Origin of the sequence: Variovorax sp. 350MFTsu5.1, assembly GCF_048302515.1 — a bacterium.
GTDB classification, from domain to species: domain Bacteria; phylum Pseudomonadota; class Gammaproteobacteria; order Burkholderiales; family Burkholderiaceae_C; genus Variovorax; species Variovorax guangxiensis.
In genome coordinates, this window is the sequence record NZ_CP157620.1 from 1883491 (window position 1) to 1898631 (window position 15141).

The 15141-nt window shown below is 68.9% G+C and carries 13 protein-coding genes; 12 read left to right on the top strand and 1 reads right to left on the bottom strand.

The genetic code is table 11. From position 1 onward, the window contains the following. The first annotated feature begins 5 nt into the window (after positions 1 to 5). Together ABL843_RS08240 and ABL843_RS08245 are read left to right on the top strand one after the other, a co-directional pair. Positions 6 to 614, top strand: coding sequence for a hypothetical protein (locus ABL843_RS08240; protein WP_418119541.1), 609 nt, complete (start codon positions 6 to 8; stop codon positions 612 to 614). A 121-nt stretch (positions 615 to 735) separates the two neighbouring features. After that, the gene (locus tag ABL843_RS08245; RefSeq protein WP_418119542.1) at positions 736 to 3006 is read left to right on the top strand and encodes an acyl-CoA dehydrogenase; all 2271 of its coding nucleotides are present in this window, start codon (positions 736 to 738) and stop codon (positions 3004 to 3006) included. Here the strand turns inward: ABL843_RS08245 and ABL843_RS08250 are convergent. Further along, positions 2900 to 3757 (bottom strand): helix-turn-helix domain-containing protein, encoded by an 858-nt coding sequence (locus tag ABL843_RS08250; RefSeq protein WP_418119543.1) that lies wholly within the window; start codon positions 3755 to 3757, stop codon positions 2900 to 2902. The two genes, ABL843_RS08245 and ABL843_RS08250, sit on opposite strands and share 107 nt — an antisense overlap. Positions 3758 to 3900: 143 nt before the next feature. Here ABL843_RS08250 and ABL843_RS08255 point away from each other — a divergent pair, with 143 nt between their 5' ends. The 10 genes from ABL843_RS08255 (at position 3901) to ABL843_RS08300 (ending at position 15137) form a co-directional block, all read left to right on the top strand. Continuing rightward, positions 3901 to 4335 carry a hypothetical protein gene (locus tag ABL843_RS08255; protein ID WP_126022932.1) on the top strand — a complete coding sequence of 145 codons (435 nt, stop codon included), beginning with the start codon at positions 3901 to 3903 and terminating at the stop codon, positions 4333 to 4335. A 155-nt stretch (positions 4336 to 4490) separates the two neighbouring features. Beyond that, positions 4491 to 7358: an aconitate hydratase gene (locus ABL843_RS08260; RefSeq protein WP_184635580.1), complete on the top strand. Its 2868-nt coding sequence runs from the start codon at positions 4491 to 4493 to the stop codon at positions 7356 to 7358. A gap of 57 nt (positions 7359 to 7415) precedes the next feature. Then, a complete protein-coding gene (locus tag ABL843_RS08265; RefSeq protein ID WP_418119544.1) occupies positions 7416 to 7877 on the top strand; it encodes a metallophosphoesterase family protein in 462 nt (153 codons plus the stop codon). A 209-nt stretch (positions 7878 to 8086) separates the two neighbouring features. Beyond that, the gene (gene efeU, locus ABL843_RS08270; protein WP_418119545.1) at positions 8087 to 8923 is read left to right on the top strand and encodes an iron uptake transporter permease EfeU; all 837 of its coding nucleotides are present in this window, start codon (positions 8087 to 8089) and stop codon (positions 8921 to 8923) included. A gap of 8 nt (positions 8924 to 8931) precedes the next feature. Continuing rightward, positions 8932 to 10122, top strand: a complete 1191-nt coding sequence (gene efeO / locus ABL843_RS08275; RefSeq protein WP_418119546.1) for an iron uptake system protein EfeO — start codon at positions 8932 to 8934, stop codon at positions 10120 to 10122. 16 nt (positions 10123 to 10138) lie between these two features. Then, positions 10139 to 11422, top strand: coding sequence for an iron uptake transporter deferrochelatase/peroxidase subunit (efeB, locus tag ABL843_RS08280; RefSeq protein WP_126022698.1), 1284 nt, complete (start codon positions 10139 to 10141; stop codon positions 11420 to 11422). 57 nt (positions 11423 to 11479) lie between these two features. Then, positions 11480 to 12316, top strand: a complete 837-nt coding sequence (gene efeO / locus ABL843_RS08285; protein WP_418119547.1) for an iron uptake system protein EfeO — start codon at positions 11480 to 11482, stop codon at positions 12314 to 12316. Between the two features lie 210 nt (positions 12317 to 12526). Next, the gene (locus ABL843_RS08290) at positions 12527 to 12829 is read left to right on the top strand and encodes a FeoA family protein (protein ID WP_126022700.1); all 303 of its coding nucleotides are present in this window, start codon (positions 12527 to 12529) and stop codon (positions 12827 to 12829) included. Beyond that, positions 12822 to 14717, top strand: coding sequence for a ferrous iron transporter B (gene feoB, locus ABL843_RS08295; protein ID WP_418119548.1), 1896 nt, complete (start codon positions 12822 to 12824; stop codon positions 14715 to 14717). The genes ABL843_RS08290 and feoB overlap by 8 nt, the downstream gene beginning before the upstream one ends. 132 nt (positions 14718 to 14849) lie before the next feature. Then, positions 14850 to 15137 (top strand): DUF6587 family protein, encoded by a 288-nt coding sequence (locus tag ABL843_RS08300; protein WP_418119549.1) that lies wholly within the window; start codon positions 14850 to 14852, stop codon positions 15135 to 15137. Positions 15138 to 15141 lie beyond the last annotated feature (4 nt).

Here is a 15141-nt window from a genome sequence, read left to right on the forward strand (position 1 = left end):
CCGGAATGAAGCCGACCCAACGATTCCCCCGTCTGCCGCTGGCGGCCCTCGCATGGGCCTTCGCCGGCAGCGTGCTCGCCCAGGGCGTTCTGGCGCCGCCCGCCCTGCCGCAGGACACGCTCACGCGCGCCGCGACCAGCGTGGGCGTCAAGCGCTGCCTGCCGGCGATCACGCGGCTTGCCACGCTCACCGTGCAGGGCAGCCGCAGCCACGACGTGCTGCTCGACTGGGACCGCAAGCGCCCCGACGGCGGGCCGATCTTCTCGCTGATCGGCATGGAGTTTCCGAACGCGGGCGTGGCCGCGTCGATCACCGCGATTCCCGACGACAGCGGCGCCTGCACCGTGTCGGCCGAGCGCATCTCGGTGGCGCCCTTCACCTGCGCGAGCGTCGGCCAGCAGGAACTGGGCAACTACAAGATGACCCGGCTGCTGCCCAACTACGCGGTCTACACCGACGAGAAGGAGCCGACCTCGTCGGTCTCGCTGATCGATTCGCCGCCGGGTTGCCTGATCATCCGGCGCTACGTGGAATACGGCTGGCGCGACCCGGCGGCTGCACCGGCGGCGGCTCCCGCCGGTGCCGGCGCGACCCAGCCACCGAAGAAGCGCTAGGCGACAGGCGCCCGTCTCCGACAACCGGGGACGTCCTTGACCGGCCCCGCGAGCCGGCCGCAAGCCCGAAGAATGGTGACGATCCGCACGCGAATCCGCGGCGGCAGGAAGGAGACGCACCATGCCACTGGCTTCATTGATCGGCCGATGGGCCATGCAGCCTTTCTCGAAGGCGCTGCCGCCGCTGGGCGACACCGAGCGCGCCGCGCTGGAGGCCGGCACTGTCGGCTTCGAGGGGCGGCTGTTCGCGGGCCGGCCCGACTTCGGCGCACTCGCGGCCATGGGCCCGAACCGGCTCACCGAGCGCGAGCAGGCCTTTCTCGACAACGAAGTGCGCGAACTGTGCCGCATGCTCGACGACCACGCCATCGACCAGGCGCGCGACCTGCCGCCCGAGGTGTGGCGCTACCTGCGCGAGAAGCGGTTCTTCGGAATGATCATTCCCGAGGAATTCGGCGGGCTCGGCTTCGGCCACCATGCGCACGCCGCGGTGGTTGCGCGCATCGCCACCGTCAACGTGGCCACCGCCGTCACGGTGATGGTGCCCAATTCACTGGGCCCGGCCGAGCTGCTGCTGCGCTACGGCACCGACACTCAGAAGGCCCACTACCTGCCGCGCCTGGCGGACGGCCGCGAGCTGCCGTGCTTCGGGCTGACCTCGCCCTACGCGGGCTCGGATGCGGCCTCGATTCCCGATCGCGGCGTGCTGGTGGAGCGCGAGATCGGCGGGCGCATGCGGCGCGGCTTCCTGGTCGATTTCGACAAGCGCTACATCACGCTCGCACCGGTCGCCACAGTGGTCGGGCTGGCCTTCCACGCCATCGACGAGAGCAGGCCGGAAGGCGAGCGCGAGCTGGGCATTACCTGCGCGCTCATTCCCGTGCCGCAGGCCGGCATGGAGATCGGGCGTCGCCACCGGCCGATGGACAGCGCCTTCATGAACGGCCCGATCCACGGCCGCCAGGTGTTCGTGCCGATGGACTGGATCATCGGCGGCGAGCAGCAGGTCGGCCAGGGCTGGCGCATGCTGATGGAATGCCTGGCGGCGGGCCGCGCGATATCGCTGCCGGCGCTGGGCTCGGCGATGCAGCAGACCGCGCTGTACGTGGCCAACGGCTACGGCCGGATCCGCGAGCAGTTCGGCATGCCGGTGGGCAGGTTCCATGCTGTCGCGGGGCTGGTCGCGCAGATGTCGGCCGAGCTGTATGCGAGCGACGCGGCGCGCCGTTTCACGGCCGCCGCGCTCGACAAGGGCGAGCGGCCCAGCGTGGCGAGCGCCATCCTCAAGGTGCAGCTGACGGAAGCGGGCCGGCGCGCGGTGAACCATGGCATGGACATCCTCGGCGGCAAGGGAATCATCTCGGGCCCCTCCAACCTGCTGGGCGTGGCCTACCGGCAGGCGCCGATCGCGATCACGGTGGAAGGCGCCAACATCCTCACGCGTGCGCTGATCGTGTTCGGGCAGGGCGCGGTGCGGTGCCATCCGCACGTGCTCGACGAAATGGCCGCCGTGCAGGCGAAGGACGAGACCGCGCTCGGCAAGGCGCTGATGGCGCACGGCCGGCACGTGGCGGTGAACCTGTGGCGCAGCCTGTTCGGCGCGCCGGTGCTCGGCTCGCCGCCGGACGAACTGGTGCATGAAGCACGGCTCATCGCGCGTATGAGCGCCAAGTACGCGCTCACGGCCGATCTCGCGATGGGCATGCTCGGCGGCAAGCTCAAGCGCATGGAGCTGCTCTCGGCGCGCCTGGGCGACGTGCTCGCGCATCTCTATCTGGCGAGCGCCTGCGTGTGGCGCTACGGCGTCGAGCGGGCGCCGGAAATGCTGCCTTTCGCGAAAGCGGCGATCCGGCTGCAGATCGACGAGGCCGGCGGCATCCTGCGCGATCTCTACGCGAACCTTCCGGCGCCGGGGCGGCGCGTGATCGGTTCGCTGGTGCTGCGCCGCACCGCGCACCTGGCGCCGCTGCGCGACCTGCAGTTGCTCGAACTGGCCGACCTGCTGCGCAAGGACCCGCGCATCGTCGGGCGGCTGGCGCCCGACCTGAGCGAGCCAGCCGCGGGCGGCCTGCTCGACCTGATGCATGCGATGGAACTGGGCGCGAAGCTTGGCGACGGCACGGCCGCGCTCAACAAGGTGCTGCGCCGCACGAACTCGCTTGAAGAGGCTGCGCGCTCGGCGCCCGACCCCGAGCTGGCGCTGGCCTACCTGAAGGCGGCCGACAAGGTCATCCAGGTCGACGACTTCGAAGGCCCGCCGCGCGATGCGCAGGGCAGGGCGGACCTCAGCCCGCCTGCTGCTGCTGCTGCTGCGCCGCCAGCGCGGTCAGAGCAGCCGCCGTCTGCTCATCCGCAGGAAAGAACGACTCCACCGCGAGTTCCTGCAGCGTGACGTCCACCGGCGTGCCGAAGATCGTGATGGTGCTGATGAAGCTCAGCACGCCGCCGGGCATCACCACCTGGAAGGGCACGGCCACCGCCGACAGCGCGGTGTCGATGACGGGCGCGTCGTGGCTCACCGCGGGCGCCGGATAGGCTTCGAGTTCGTCGTGCAATGACTGCAGCACCGCGTCGCCCGTGGCGGCGATCTGCTGCTGCAGGCGCTCCAGCAGATGCACGCGCCACTGCGCGAGGTTGGCGATGCGCGGCGCCACGCCCTCGGGGTGCAGGCTCAGGCGCAGCACGTTGATCGGCGGCTTCAGCAACTCGGGCGAGGCGCCTTCCATCAGCAGCGGAACCAGCGCGTTGTGCGCGACCAGGTTCCAGTGGCGGTCCACGGCCAGCGCCGGAAAGGGCTCGTGGCCTTTCAGCACCAGGTCGACGGCGCGGCGCGCGGCGGCCATCGCGGGGTCGTCGAGCGAGCGCTGCCTGTACATCGGCGCGAAGCCGGCGGCCACCAGCAGCGCATTGCGCTCGCGCAGCGGAACCTCGAGCCGCTCGGCCAGGCGCAGCACCATCTCGCGGCTGGGCGCGGCGCGGCCGGTTTCGACGTAGCTCAGGTGCCGGGTAGAGACCTCGGCCTCCTGCGCCAGGTCGAGCTGGCTGAGCCGGCGATGGGTGCGCCAGTGCCGCAGGTGCGCGCCGAACGGGTCGCGCGCGCCGGGCTGGCCGGCCTTGGACGTGTGGGAGCGGGTGGTGTTCATGGACCCGCATTCTGGCGTGGCGATGGCGCGGCGCCATGACCTCCCAGGTCATCGACCCGATGCAGCGGGGCCGGAATCATCGACCCCAACGCGGCAGGACTGGCTTGCGGCGTAACCACCCAAGGAGAGATTCCATGTCCGCCATGTCCATCTTCGCATCCCCCCGCTTCCTGCCCAACGTGATGTGGGCCGACGCCGCCTCCTGCGCCGCCACCGGCGCGCTGCAGGTGGCCTTCACCGGCGCGCTCGCCGGGCTGACAGGGCTGCCGGCGCCGCTGCTCATGGGCACCGGCGTGTTCCTGCTGGCCTACGCGGCCATGGCCGCCTTCATGGCCAGCCGCAGCACGCCGCCGCGCACGCTGATCGGCCTTGTCGTCGTCGGCAATTTCGGCTGGGCCGTGGCCTGCATCTCGCTGCTGGTGAGCGGCATCTTCCCGGTCACCGCCGTGGGCGTGGCCTGGGTGCTGGCGCAGGCCGTGTGCGTGATCGTGCTGGCCGAGCTGCAGTGGACCGGGCTGCGCCGCAGCCGTGGCAACGCAGGCTCCGCCGCGAGCCTGACGCCGGCCGGCCGCTGGTGAGCCGGCGCATGCCCGCGGCGCCTCTGTTTCCCGCGCTTTTCGCGATGAGGAAGCAGGGGGCCGGAAGAGGCGCTTCGAGAGAAGACCGACTACAACGGTTGACATTCATCCCAGCTATCCTTGAGAGGCTTCCACGAACAAACAGGAGTCTCTCCATGGCCAAAGCCCCGGCGCATGCCTTTGCGTCCACCCTCAAGTCCTTCAAGACCCCGTCGGGCAAGTCCGGCAAATACTGGTCCCTGAAGGAGCTGGCCAAGCAATACCCGTCCGTCGACCGCCTGCCGGTCTCCATCCGCATCGTGCTCGAATCGGTCCTGCGCAACTGCGACGGGCAGAAGGTCACGGCCAAGCACGTCGAAGAGCTGGCCCACTGGGCGCCGAATGCAGAGCGCGTCGACGAGATTCCCTTCGTCGTCACCCGCGTCGTGCTGCAGGACTTCACCGGCGTGCCGCTGCTGGCCGACCTGGCCGCCATGCGCAGCGTGGCCGGCAAGCTGGGCAAGTCGCCCAAGACCATCGAGCCGCTGGTGCCCGTCGACCTGGTGGTCGACCACTCGGTGATGGTCGACCACTACGGCACGCCGAAGGCGCTTGACCTGAACATGAAGCTGGAGTTCCAGCGCAACAACGAGCGCTACCAGTTCATGAAGTGGGGCATGCAGGCCTTCGACACCTTCCGCGTGGTGCCGCCGGGCTTCGGCATCGTGCACCAGGTCAACCTCGAGTACTTCGCGCGCGGCGTCTACAAGAGCCCGAACGACAAGGAAGACAAACCAACTTACTACCCCGACTCGCTGGTCGGCACCGACAGCCACACCACGATGATCAACGGCATCGGCGTGGTCGGCTGGGGCGTGGGCGGCATCGAAGCCGAGGCGGCCATGCTGGGCCAGCCGGTGTACATGCTGACGCCCGACGTGGTGGGCTTCGAGCTCACCGGCCAGCTTCGCGAAGGCGTCACCGCGACCGACCTGGTGCTCTACGTCACCTCGATCCTGCGCGCCGAGAAGGTGGTGGGCAAGTTCGTCGAATTCTTCGGCCCGGGCGCCGCTTCCATCGCGGTGCCCGACCGCGCGACCATCGGCAACATGGCGCCCGAGTACGGCGCGACCATGGGCTTCTTCCCGGTCGACGAGATGACGGTGGCGTACTTCGAAGGCACCGGCCGCACCAAGGAAGAGGTCGAGCGCTTCGAGGCCTACTACAAGGCACAGGGCCTGTTCGGCATGCCCAACCCCGGCGACATCGACTACACGAAGGTGGTGAGGCTCGACCTCGGCACCGTGTCGCCCAGCCTGGCCGGCCCGAAGCGGCCGCAGGACCGCATCAACCTCGGCGATCTTTCCACCAAGTTCTCGGAGCTCTACAGCAAGCCCAACGACGCCAACGGCTTCAACCAGCCGGCCGACAAGCTCAAGCTGCGCTATCCGCTGGCCGCCGCCGGCAAGAGCGGCGACGAGGAAGCCGCCCCGCCGCCCGCGGGCGCGCCGCTGGACGTGGTCGAGATGGTGGCCAACCGCTCGACCAAGGCTGCCGCGCATGTGAGCGCCAGCGCGCCCGCCGCGCCCAAGGGCGAAGTCACCATCGGCAACGGCGACGTCCTGATCGCCGCAATCACCTCTTGCACGAACACCTCCAATCCGAGCGTGATGCTGGCCGCCGGCCTGCTCGCGAAGAAGGCGGTGGAGGCGGGCCTCTCGGTCAAGCCGCACGTGAAGACCTCGCTGGCCCCTGGCTCGCGCATCGTCACCGAATACCTGGAGAAGGCCGGCCTGCTGCCGTACCTGGAGAAGCTGGGCTTCTACCTCGCGGGCTACGGCTGCACCACCTGCATCGGCAACGCGGGCGACCTCACGCCCGAGATCAACGAAGCCATCACGAAGAACGACCTGGTCGGCGCGGCCGTGCTCTCGGGCAACCGCAACTTCGAGGCGCGCATCCATCCGAACCTGAAGGCCAACTTCCTGGCCTCGCCGCCGCTGGTGGTGGCCTTCGCCATCGCCGGCAACGTGATGACCGACCTGATGACTCAGCCCGTGGGCAAGGGCAAGGGCGGCAAGGACGTGTATCTGGGCGACATCTGGCCCACGCCGAAGGAAATCGACCAGAACCTGCGCTACGCGATGAACGCCAAATCGTTCCGCGCGAACTACGACAAGGTCAAGACCGATCCGGGCAAGTTCTGGAGCAGCATCAAGGGCACCACCGGGCAGGTGTACGACTGGCCGGAGTCGACCTACATCGCCGAGCCGCCGTTCTTCGAGGGCTTCAAGATGGAGCCGCATTCCACGGATGCGGGCTTCAAGGGCGCGCGCATCATGGCGCTGTTCGGCGACTCGATCACCACCGACCACATCTCGCCGGCCGGCTCCATCAAGGAAAGCTCTCCCGCGGGCATCTGGCTGAAGGCGCACGGCGTGTCCAAGGCCGACTTCAACAGCTACGGCTCGCGCCGCGGCAACCACGACGTGATGATGCGCGGCACCTTCGCCAACGTGCGCATCAAGAACCTGATGATTCCGCCGGATGCCAACGGCACGCAGGAAGAGGGCGGCGTCACGCTGTTCCAGCCGTCGGGCGAGAAGATGTTCATCTACGACGCGGCCATGAAGTACATCGCCCAGAACACGCCCACGGTGGTGTTCGGCGGCGAGGAGTACGGCACCGGCTCCTCGCGCGACTGGGCCGCCAAGGGCACGCAGTTGCTGGGCATCAAGGCCGTGGTGGCGCGCAGCTTCGAGCGCATCCACCGCGCCAACCTGGTCGGCATGGGCGTGCTGCCGCTGCAGTTCCGCGGCGCCGATTCATGGCAGACGCTGGGCCTCACCGGCAACGAGCAGATCGATGTGGTGATCGGCAGCGAGCTGAAGCCGCAGATGGACGTGAAGCTGGTGGTGCACCGCGCCGACGGCTCGCACCAGGAAGTGACGGTGCGCCTGCGCATCGACACGCCGATCGAGGTCGACTACTACAAGCACGGCGGCATCCTGCCCTTCGTGCTGCGGCAGCTGCTGGCCGCCTGAGCGGCCGCTGGGGCGGGCGCAGGCGCATCTTGCGTCCGCGCCGGCTCCTTCTTCTCCATGATTCGCATCGGCCTGATTTCCGACACCCACGGGCTGATGCGGCCCGAGGCGCTCGCCTTCCTGGAGGGCAGCGACTTCATCGTCCACGGCGGCGACATCGGCAACGCCGGCATCCTCGAAGTGTTGGCGCGCATCGCGCCGCTGACGGTCGTGCGGGGCAACAACGACCGCGAAGCCTGGGCCGATCGCATCGCCGAGACCGAACTGGTGACCTTCGGCGATGTGCGCCTCTACGCCATCCACGATCTCGCGCAGATCGACATCGACCCGCGCGCGGCGGGCGTGCGCGTGGTGGTTTCCGGCCATTCGCACAAGCCGAAGGTGCAGGAGCGCGACGGCGTGCTCTACGTCAATCCTGGTAGCGCGGGGCCGAGGCGGTTCAGGCTGCCGATCTCGGCGGCCGAGCTGCGCATCGACGGCGGCGCGGTCAGCGCCCACGTCGCCGAACTGGTTTCCTGACGCTGCCGCTCCGGCGGGAGCGGGTAGGGCGAAGCGGGCAGGGCAATCATTACCATTCGGCAAGAAAAGTCCACAAATGAGAATGTTTCTTATTTGATGCGCTATGCTCGGACGCTCCTCCGTGGAGCCAGAAGCAAAGGCAAACGCAGACTCGCGCGCTCACCCATGCCGGCTCCGGAGAGCCTCAACCGCCTCCATTTCCGAAGCCGATGCTCATTCCATTCCTCATCATGCTGCGCGAAGGCATCGAAGCCGCGCTGATCGTCGGCATCGTTGCCAGCTACCTCAAGCAGAGCGGACGCGGCGTGCTGATGCCCGCGGTGTGGGTCGGCGTGCTGCTGGCCGCCGCGCTCTCGTTGTTCGCGGGCGCCGGCCTGCAGCTGCTGGCGGCGGAGTTCCCGCAGAAGCAGCAGGAGCTGTTCGAGGGCGTGGTCGGGCTGATCGCAGTGGTCATGCTGACCTCGATGGTGTTCTGGATGCGCAAGGCCGCGCGCTCCATCAAGGGCGAACTGCAGGCCTCCATCGACAAGGCACTCGGCAAGGGCGCGGACGGGCAGGGCTGGGCGCTGATCGGCATGGTGTTCCTGGCCGTGGCGCGCGAGGGGCTGGAGTCGGTGTTCTTCCTGCTGGCCGTGTTCCAGCAGAGCAGCGGCTGGGAGGCGCCGGTGGGCGCGCTGGGCGGCATCGCGGTCTCGGTGGCGATCGGCTGGGGCCTGTATTCGGGCGGCGTGCGGCTCGACCTGCGCCGCTTCTTCCGCTTCACCGGCCTCTTCATCCTGCTGGTGGCCGCGGGCCTGCTGGCCGGCGTGCTGCGCAAGCTGCACGAAGGCGGCGTCTGGAACCACCTGCAGACGGTGGTGTTCGACATGAGCACCGCGCTGCCGATGGACAGCCCCCTGGGCGCCGTGCTCTCGGGCCTGCTGGGCTACCAGGCCGCGCCGGTGGTGGGCGAGGTCGTCGTCTACCTGGCCTTCCTGGCCGTCTCGCTGTTCTTCTTCCTGCGCCCGGCCGCCGCGCCGGCGCCTCGCGCGGCCGTGGCCCGCTGAAACCTGCAATGTCCTCTTCTTCTTCCGACAACAAGCCCTCTTCGTCCAACCTGATGCGCGTGGCGGTGGCCGCCTCGGCGCTGCTGGTGGTCGCCGGCCTCGCGGCCTTCTGGTATGCCTCGAACGAGGCGCGCAAGGCGCCTGCCAGGGCGGCCGACAACGCCGTCACCGTCACCATCCAGGGCAACGCCTGCGAGCCCAACGAGATCACCGTGCCGGCCGGGCGCACCACTTTCACCATCGTCAACAAGTCGAACCGCGCGCTCGAGTGGGAGATTCTCGACGGCGTGATGGTGGTGGAGGAGCGCGAGAACATCGCGCCGGGCTTCTCGCAGACCATGACGGTCAAGCTGCAGCCGGGCGAATTCGCCATCACCTGCGGCCTGCTGAGCAACCCGCGCGGCAAGCTGCGCGTGACGCCGTCGGCCGCATCGGACGCCGAAGCGGCCCGGCCCTCGCTGGTCAACTACGTGGGCGCGCTGGCCGAGTACCAGACCTTCCTGCGGCTCGAAGCCGGATCGCTCGACGACGCGGTGCGCGCGTTGACCGACGCCATCAAGGCCGGCGACCTGCAGCAGGCGAGGGCGCTCTACACGCCGGCGCACCAGGCCTACAAGCGCATCGAACCGATGGCCGAGTTGTTCGCCGACCTCGACACCCGCATCAACGCGCGCGCCGACTACTTCGAGAAGCGAGAGGCCGACCCGGGCTTCACCGGCTTCCACCGCATCGAGTACGGGCTGTACGGCCAGAACGAAACCAAGAGCCTGGCGCCCGTCGCCGACAGGCTCATCGCCGACATCGGCGTGCTCAAGGAGCGCCTGCGCGGGCTCAACGTGCCGCCCGAGCGGCTCGCGGGCTCGGCCTCGAAGCTGCTGCGCCGCGTGGCCGACAACCTGCCGGCCGGCGGCGAGGAGCACTACGGGCACGCCGAGGCCGCGAACCTGCAGGGCAGCTACGAGGGCACGAAGAAGATCGCCGACCTGCTGCAGCCGCTGCTCGTGAAGGCCGCGCCCGCGCTGCAGAAGAGCGTGGACGAGCGCTTCGCTGCCTTCGACGCCGCGCTGGGGTCCTACCGCGAGGGCGAGGGCTTCAAGCCCGCGCCGCTCGACGAGGCGCAGAGAAAGGCGATGGCCGAAACCGTGCGCGCGCTGGCCGAGGAGCTCGGCAAGGTGAACGCGGCGCTCGGTCTGGAATGAGTTGAGAGACAGCACCATGGACAAGTCGAACAAGCCCGAGCCCGTTTCCCCGCACCGCCGCCGCATGCTCGGCGCGGCAGGCGCAGCCTTCGCCGGCCTCGCTGCAACTTCTACCCGTGCTGCCGCGCCCGACAACGGCGCGCAGGTCACCGACGCGCCGCAGAGCACTCACACGCAGGACCGCGTGCCCTTCCTCGGCAGGCACCAGGCCGGCATCGTGACGCCGCGCCCGACGGCCGGGATGATCGCGTCGTTCTACGTGCTGGCCGAGAACCGCGCCGACCTGGAGCGCCTGTTCCGCACGCTCACCGAGCGCATCGCCTTCCTCACGCAGGGCGGGCCGCAGACGGACCCCGACCCCAGGCTGCCGCCGGCGGGCTCGGGCATCCTCGGGCCGGTGGTTCAGCCCGATGCGCTGACCGTGACCGTGTCGGTCGGCGCATCGCTGTTCGACGAGCGCTTCGGCCTCGCGAAGAAGAAGCCGCTGCGGCTGAGCCAAATGCAGCGCCACCCGAACGACGCGCTCGATGCCGCGCTGTGCCACGGCGACCTGTCGATCCAGTTCTGCGCCAACACGCCCGACACCAACATCCACGCGCTGCGCGACATCATCAAGAACACGCCCGACCTGCTGGTGCTGCACTGGAAGCAGGAAGGCACGGTGCCGCCGATTCCGGCCGTGCCCGGCAAGCCGGCCGAGAGTGCGCGCAACTTCCTCGGCTTCAGGGACGGCTCGGCCAACCCCGATTCGGCCGACGGCGCTCTCATGGACCGCATCGTCTGGGTGCAGCCCGGCAGCGACGAACCGGCCTGGGCCGCGGGCGGCAGCTACCAGGCGGTGCGCATCATCCGCAACTTCGTCGAGCGCTGGGACCGCACGCCGCTGCAGGAGCAGGAGGCCATCATGGGCCGCCTGAAACCCACCGGCGCGCCGATGGACGGCGGCAAGACCGAGCACGACGTGCCCGACTACACGAAGGACCCCGAAGGCAAGGTCACGCCGATGGATGCGCACATCCGCCTGGCGAACCCGCGCACCAGGGCTTCGGACAAGAACTTGATGCTGCGCCGGCCCTTCAACTATTCGAACGGCGTCACCAAGTCGGGCCAGCTCGAGATGGGGCTGCTGTTCATCTGCTACCAGGCCAACCTCGAGAACGGTTTCATCGCCGTGCAGAAGCGCCTCGACGGCGAGCCGCTCGAGGAATACATCAAGCCCATCGGCGGCGGCTTCTTCTTCACGCTGCCGGGCGTGCGGGACGAGCGCGACTGGCTGGGGCGCTCGCTGATGTCCGCCTGAAGGCCGGTCTGCCAGAGGCCCGCAAGATTTTCATCACTGCCCAGAACAAGGAGATCCATGACCGTGCAGTTCCGCCGCCACTTCCTCACCACTCTCGTCGCAGGCTTCGCCGGGCTTCATGTCGCTGGCGCGCAGGCCGCCGTGTCGCCGCTCGAACTGGTCGGCCCGATCTCCGACTACAAGATCTACGTCGCCGAGAACGTGCGCAAGCTGGCGGCGGACACGCGCGCCTTCACCGCCGCGGTGAAGGCCGGCGACGTCGAGAAGGCGAAGAAGCTCTATGCGCCCACGCGCACCAGCTACGAGCGCATCGAGCCGGTGGCCGAGCTCTTCAACGATCTCGACAAGGCGATCGATTCGCGCGCCGACGACCACGAGAAGGCCGAGAAGGACCCGGACTTCGGCGGCTTCCACCGCATCGAACACGGCCTGTGGGTGCAGAAGAGCACCAAGGGGCTCAACCCCGTGGCCGACAAGCTGCTGGCCGACGTGCTCGAACTGCAGAAGCGCCTGGCCGCGCTCACCTTCCCGCCCGAGAAAGTGGTGGGCGGCGCCGCCGTGCTGATGGAGGAGGTGGCGGCCACCAAGATCTCGGGGGAGGAAAACCGCTACAGCCACACCGACCTGTGGGACTTCCAGTCGAACTTCGAGGGCGCTTACAAGATCGTCGAACTGCTGCGCCCGCTGGTCGTGAAGGAGAACAAGGCCTTCTCGGACAAGGCCGAGGCCAACTTCAAGGTGGTTTTCGACACGCTGGCCAAGTACCGCACGGCCGACGGCGGCTTCGAAACCTATTCGAAGCTCAGCGAGCGCGACCGCAAGCTGCTGGCCGGGCGGGTCAACACGCTGGCCGAAGATCTCTCCAAACTGCGCGGCATGCTGGGGCTGAACTAGGCTCGCCCCCAGTCTTCGCGCACTTCGTGTCGCTTCGCCAACCCCCTTCCGGGGGCAACACCAGCGGCCCGGCAAAGCCGGTTCCGCGGTGTTTCTGGCCCTGCAGCCCGCATTTCTGAGGGGTTGGTCAGGTTTTCGCGAGTGAGAATTGCTAGCATCTGGGTTTTGCTTACAGATGCGCCCGATATTCAGGGCGCCTCCGCCCCCACCGTGCGAACCAACGATTTCGGCGCGGCGCCGACCACCGCCGTCGCCCTGCGCCTCGACCAGCTTCCCAACAACCAGTGGGCCACCGTGCTCGACGTGGCGCGCCCCGAGAGCGCCGACGACCGCGAGCTCGTCCTGCGCCTGACCGAAATCGGCTTCGTGCCGGGCGAGGCGGTGCGCATCGTCGCCAGCGGCATTCCGGGCCGCGAGCCGCTGGCCGTGCGCCTGGGCCACACCACCTTCGCGCTGCGCCGCCACGAGGCCGCGCTGATCCACGTCACGCCGGGAGCCGCCAACCATGGTTGAAGCCGTCATCCAGGGGCCGGGCCGCCTCGCGCCTACCGCACAGCCGGGCCGTATCGCGCTGCTGGGCAATCCCAACTGCGGCAAGACCGCGCTGTTCAACCTGCTCACCGGCAGCCGCCAGAAGGTCGCCAACTACGCGGGCGTGACCGTCGAGCGCAAGGAGGGCACGCTGCGCACGCCCTCGGGCCGCCGCGTCTTCGTGCTCGACCTGCCGGGCGCCTACAGCCTGAACGCGCTGAGCGCCGACGAGGCAGTCACCCGGGACATCGTCACCGGCCAGAGCAAGGAAGCGCTGCCCGACCTGCTGGTGTGCGTCACCGACGCCACCAACCTGCGCCTGAACCTGCGGCTGGTGCTCGAAGCCCGCCGGCTCGGCCTGCCGATGGTGGTGGCGCTCAACATGACCGACATGGCGAAGAAGCAGGGCATCGCGGTCGACACGGCCGTGCTCGCGCGCGAACTGGGCGTGCCGGTCATCGAGACCGTCGGCGTGCACAGCGGCGGCGCGCAGGGCCTGCTCCAGGCGCTCGACACGCCCGTGGCCACCGCCGTGCCGCAACCCTGGCAGGCGCCGGACCTCGACGACGTGCTGGCCACCCAGCGCGAGGTGCGCCGCATCCTCGGGCTCGCGGTGAAGGAACCTGTCGGCAGCCTCGCCACCAGCGACCGCATCGACCGCGTGGTGCTGCACCCCGTGTGGGGCATGCTGGTGCTGGCCGTCACCATGTTCCTGATGTTCCAGGCCGTGTTCAGCTGGGCCAACGTGCCGATGGACGCCATCAAGGCCGGCACCGAGGGGCTGGGCAACCTGCTGAAGGCCTACATGCCCGAGGGCATGCTGCAGAGCCTGCTGGTCGACGGCGTGATCGCGGGCGTGGGCGGCGTCATCGTCTTCCTGCCGCAGATCCTGATTCTTTTCCTCTTCATCCTCGCGCTGGAAGACTCGGGCTACCTGCCGCGCGCGGCCTTCCTGCTCGACCGCGTGATGGGCACGGTGGGGCTGTCGGGCCGCTCGTTCATTCCGCTGCTGTCGAGCTTCGCCTGCGCCATTCCGGGCGTGATGGCCACGCGCACCATCAGCAACTGGCGCGACCGCATCACGACCATCATGATCGCGCCGCTCATGACCTGCTCGGCGCGGCTGCCCGTGTATGCGCTGCTCATCGCGGCCTTCATCCCGGCGCGCACCGTGGGCGGCATCTTCAACCTGCAGGGCGTGGTGCTGTTCGCGCTGTACGTGTTCGGCATCGTCTCGGCGATGGCCGTGGCCTGGGTCATGAAGCGCTTCCGCGACAGCACGCAGCACTCGCCGCTGCTGATGGAGCTGCCGGCCTACCGCTGGCCCAACCTGCGCAATCTGGCGCTGGGCCTGTACGAGCGCGCATGGATCTTCATCCAGCGCGTGGGCACGATCATCCTGACGCTGACGATCCTGCTGTGGTTCCTCTCGACCTTCCCGTCGCCGCCCGAGGGCGCGACCGGCCCGGCCATCCAGTACAGCCTGGCCGGCATGATCGGCCGCGGCCTGGAGCACATCTTCGCGCCCATCGGCTTCAACTGGCAGATCTCGATCGCGCTGGTGCCGGGCATGGCGGCGCGCGAAGTGGCCGTGGGCGCGCTGGGCACGGTGTATGCGCTGTCGGCCACGGGCGACGACGTGGCGGGCGCGCTGGAGCCGCTCATCGCCGGCAGCTGGACGCTGGCCACCGCGCTGTCGCTGCTGGTCTGGTACGTGTTCGCGCCGCAGTGCATCTCGACGCTGGCGGCGGTGAAGCGCGAGACGGGCTCCTGGAAGTACGTCTGGATCATGGCCGGCTACCTCTTCGCGCTGGCCTACATGGCCTGCTTCATCACCTACCACGTTGCAGTGGCACTCGGGGCGGGGTAAAAAAGCGCACCCCCAGGCTTGCCCACTTCGTGTGGCCGCCACCCCCTCTCCGGGGGCAATACCTGCGGCCCGGCAAAGCCGGTTCCGCGGTATTCCCCGCGGTGTAGGCTTCGGGATTGGAGTATTTGAGATATGACGCAACAACTGATCGTCGGATTGATCGTCGCGGCCGCCGCGTTCTACGCGGTCTGGCGCTGGATGCCCGCAGGGTGGCGCCGTGGCGCCGCCCAGAAACTCGCGGCAGGCACGCAGCGCGCGGGCCTGATCGACGAAGAACGCGCTAAGGAGCTGGCGGCCTCGCTGGCCAAGACCTCGGGCTGCGGCTCGTGCGACAGCTGCGGCAGCTGCGCTCCCAAGGCACCCCTCAAACAACCGGAAGCCGAACAGGTCGCCAGCAGCCCGTCCATGCACGGCCGCTGAGACC

Excerpts from the sequence above, each read along its gene's own strand:
- ABL843_RS08255 (WP_126022932.1), top strand. The coding sequence starts at position 3,901 with ATGTCCATCTTCGCATCCCCCCGCTTCCTGCCCAACGTGATGTGGGCC.
- feoB (WP_418119548.1), top strand. The coding sequence starts at position 12,822 with ATGGTTGAAGCCGTCATCCAGGGGCCGGGCCGCCTCGCGCCTACCGCA.
- ABL843_RS08265 (WP_418119544.1), top strand. The coding sequence starts at position 7,416 with ATGATTCGCATCGGCCTGATTTCCGACACCCACGGGCTGATGCGGCCC.
- efeO (WP_418119547.1), top strand. The coding sequence starts at position 11,480 with ATGACCGTGCAGTTCCGCCGCCACTTCCTCACCACTCTCGTCGCAGGC.
- efeU (WP_418119545.1), top strand. The coding sequence starts at position 8,087 with ATGCTCATTCCATTCCTCATCATGCTGCGCGAAGGCATCGAAGCCGCG.
- efeB (WP_126022698.1), top strand. The coding sequence starts at position 10,139 with ATGGACAAGTCGAACAAGCCCGAGCCCGTTTCCCCGCACCGCCGCCGC.
- ABL843_RS08250 (WP_418119543.1), bottom strand. The coding sequence starts at position 3,757 with ATGAACACCACCCGCTCCCACACGTCCAAGGCCGGCCAGCCCGGCGCG.
- ABL843_RS08240 (WP_418119541.1), top strand. The coding sequence starts at position 6 with ATGAAGCCGACCCAACGATTCCCCCGTCTGCCGCTGGCGGCCCTCGCA.
- ABL843_RS08300 (WP_418119549.1), top strand. The coding sequence starts at position 14,850 with ATGACGCAACAACTGATCGTCGGATTGATCGTCGCGGCCGCCGCGTTC.
- efeO (WP_418119546.1), top strand. The coding sequence starts at position 8,932 with ATGTCCTCTTCTTCTTCCGACAACAAGCCCTCTTCGTCCAACCTGATG.
- ABL843_RS08245 (WP_418119542.1), top strand. The coding sequence starts at position 736 with ATGCCACTGGCTTCATTGATCGGCCGATGGGCCATGCAGCCTTTCTCG.
- ABL843_RS08260 (WP_184635580.1), top strand. The coding sequence starts at position 4,491 with ATGGCCAAAGCCCCGGCGCATGCCTTTGCGTCCACCCTCAAGTCCTTC.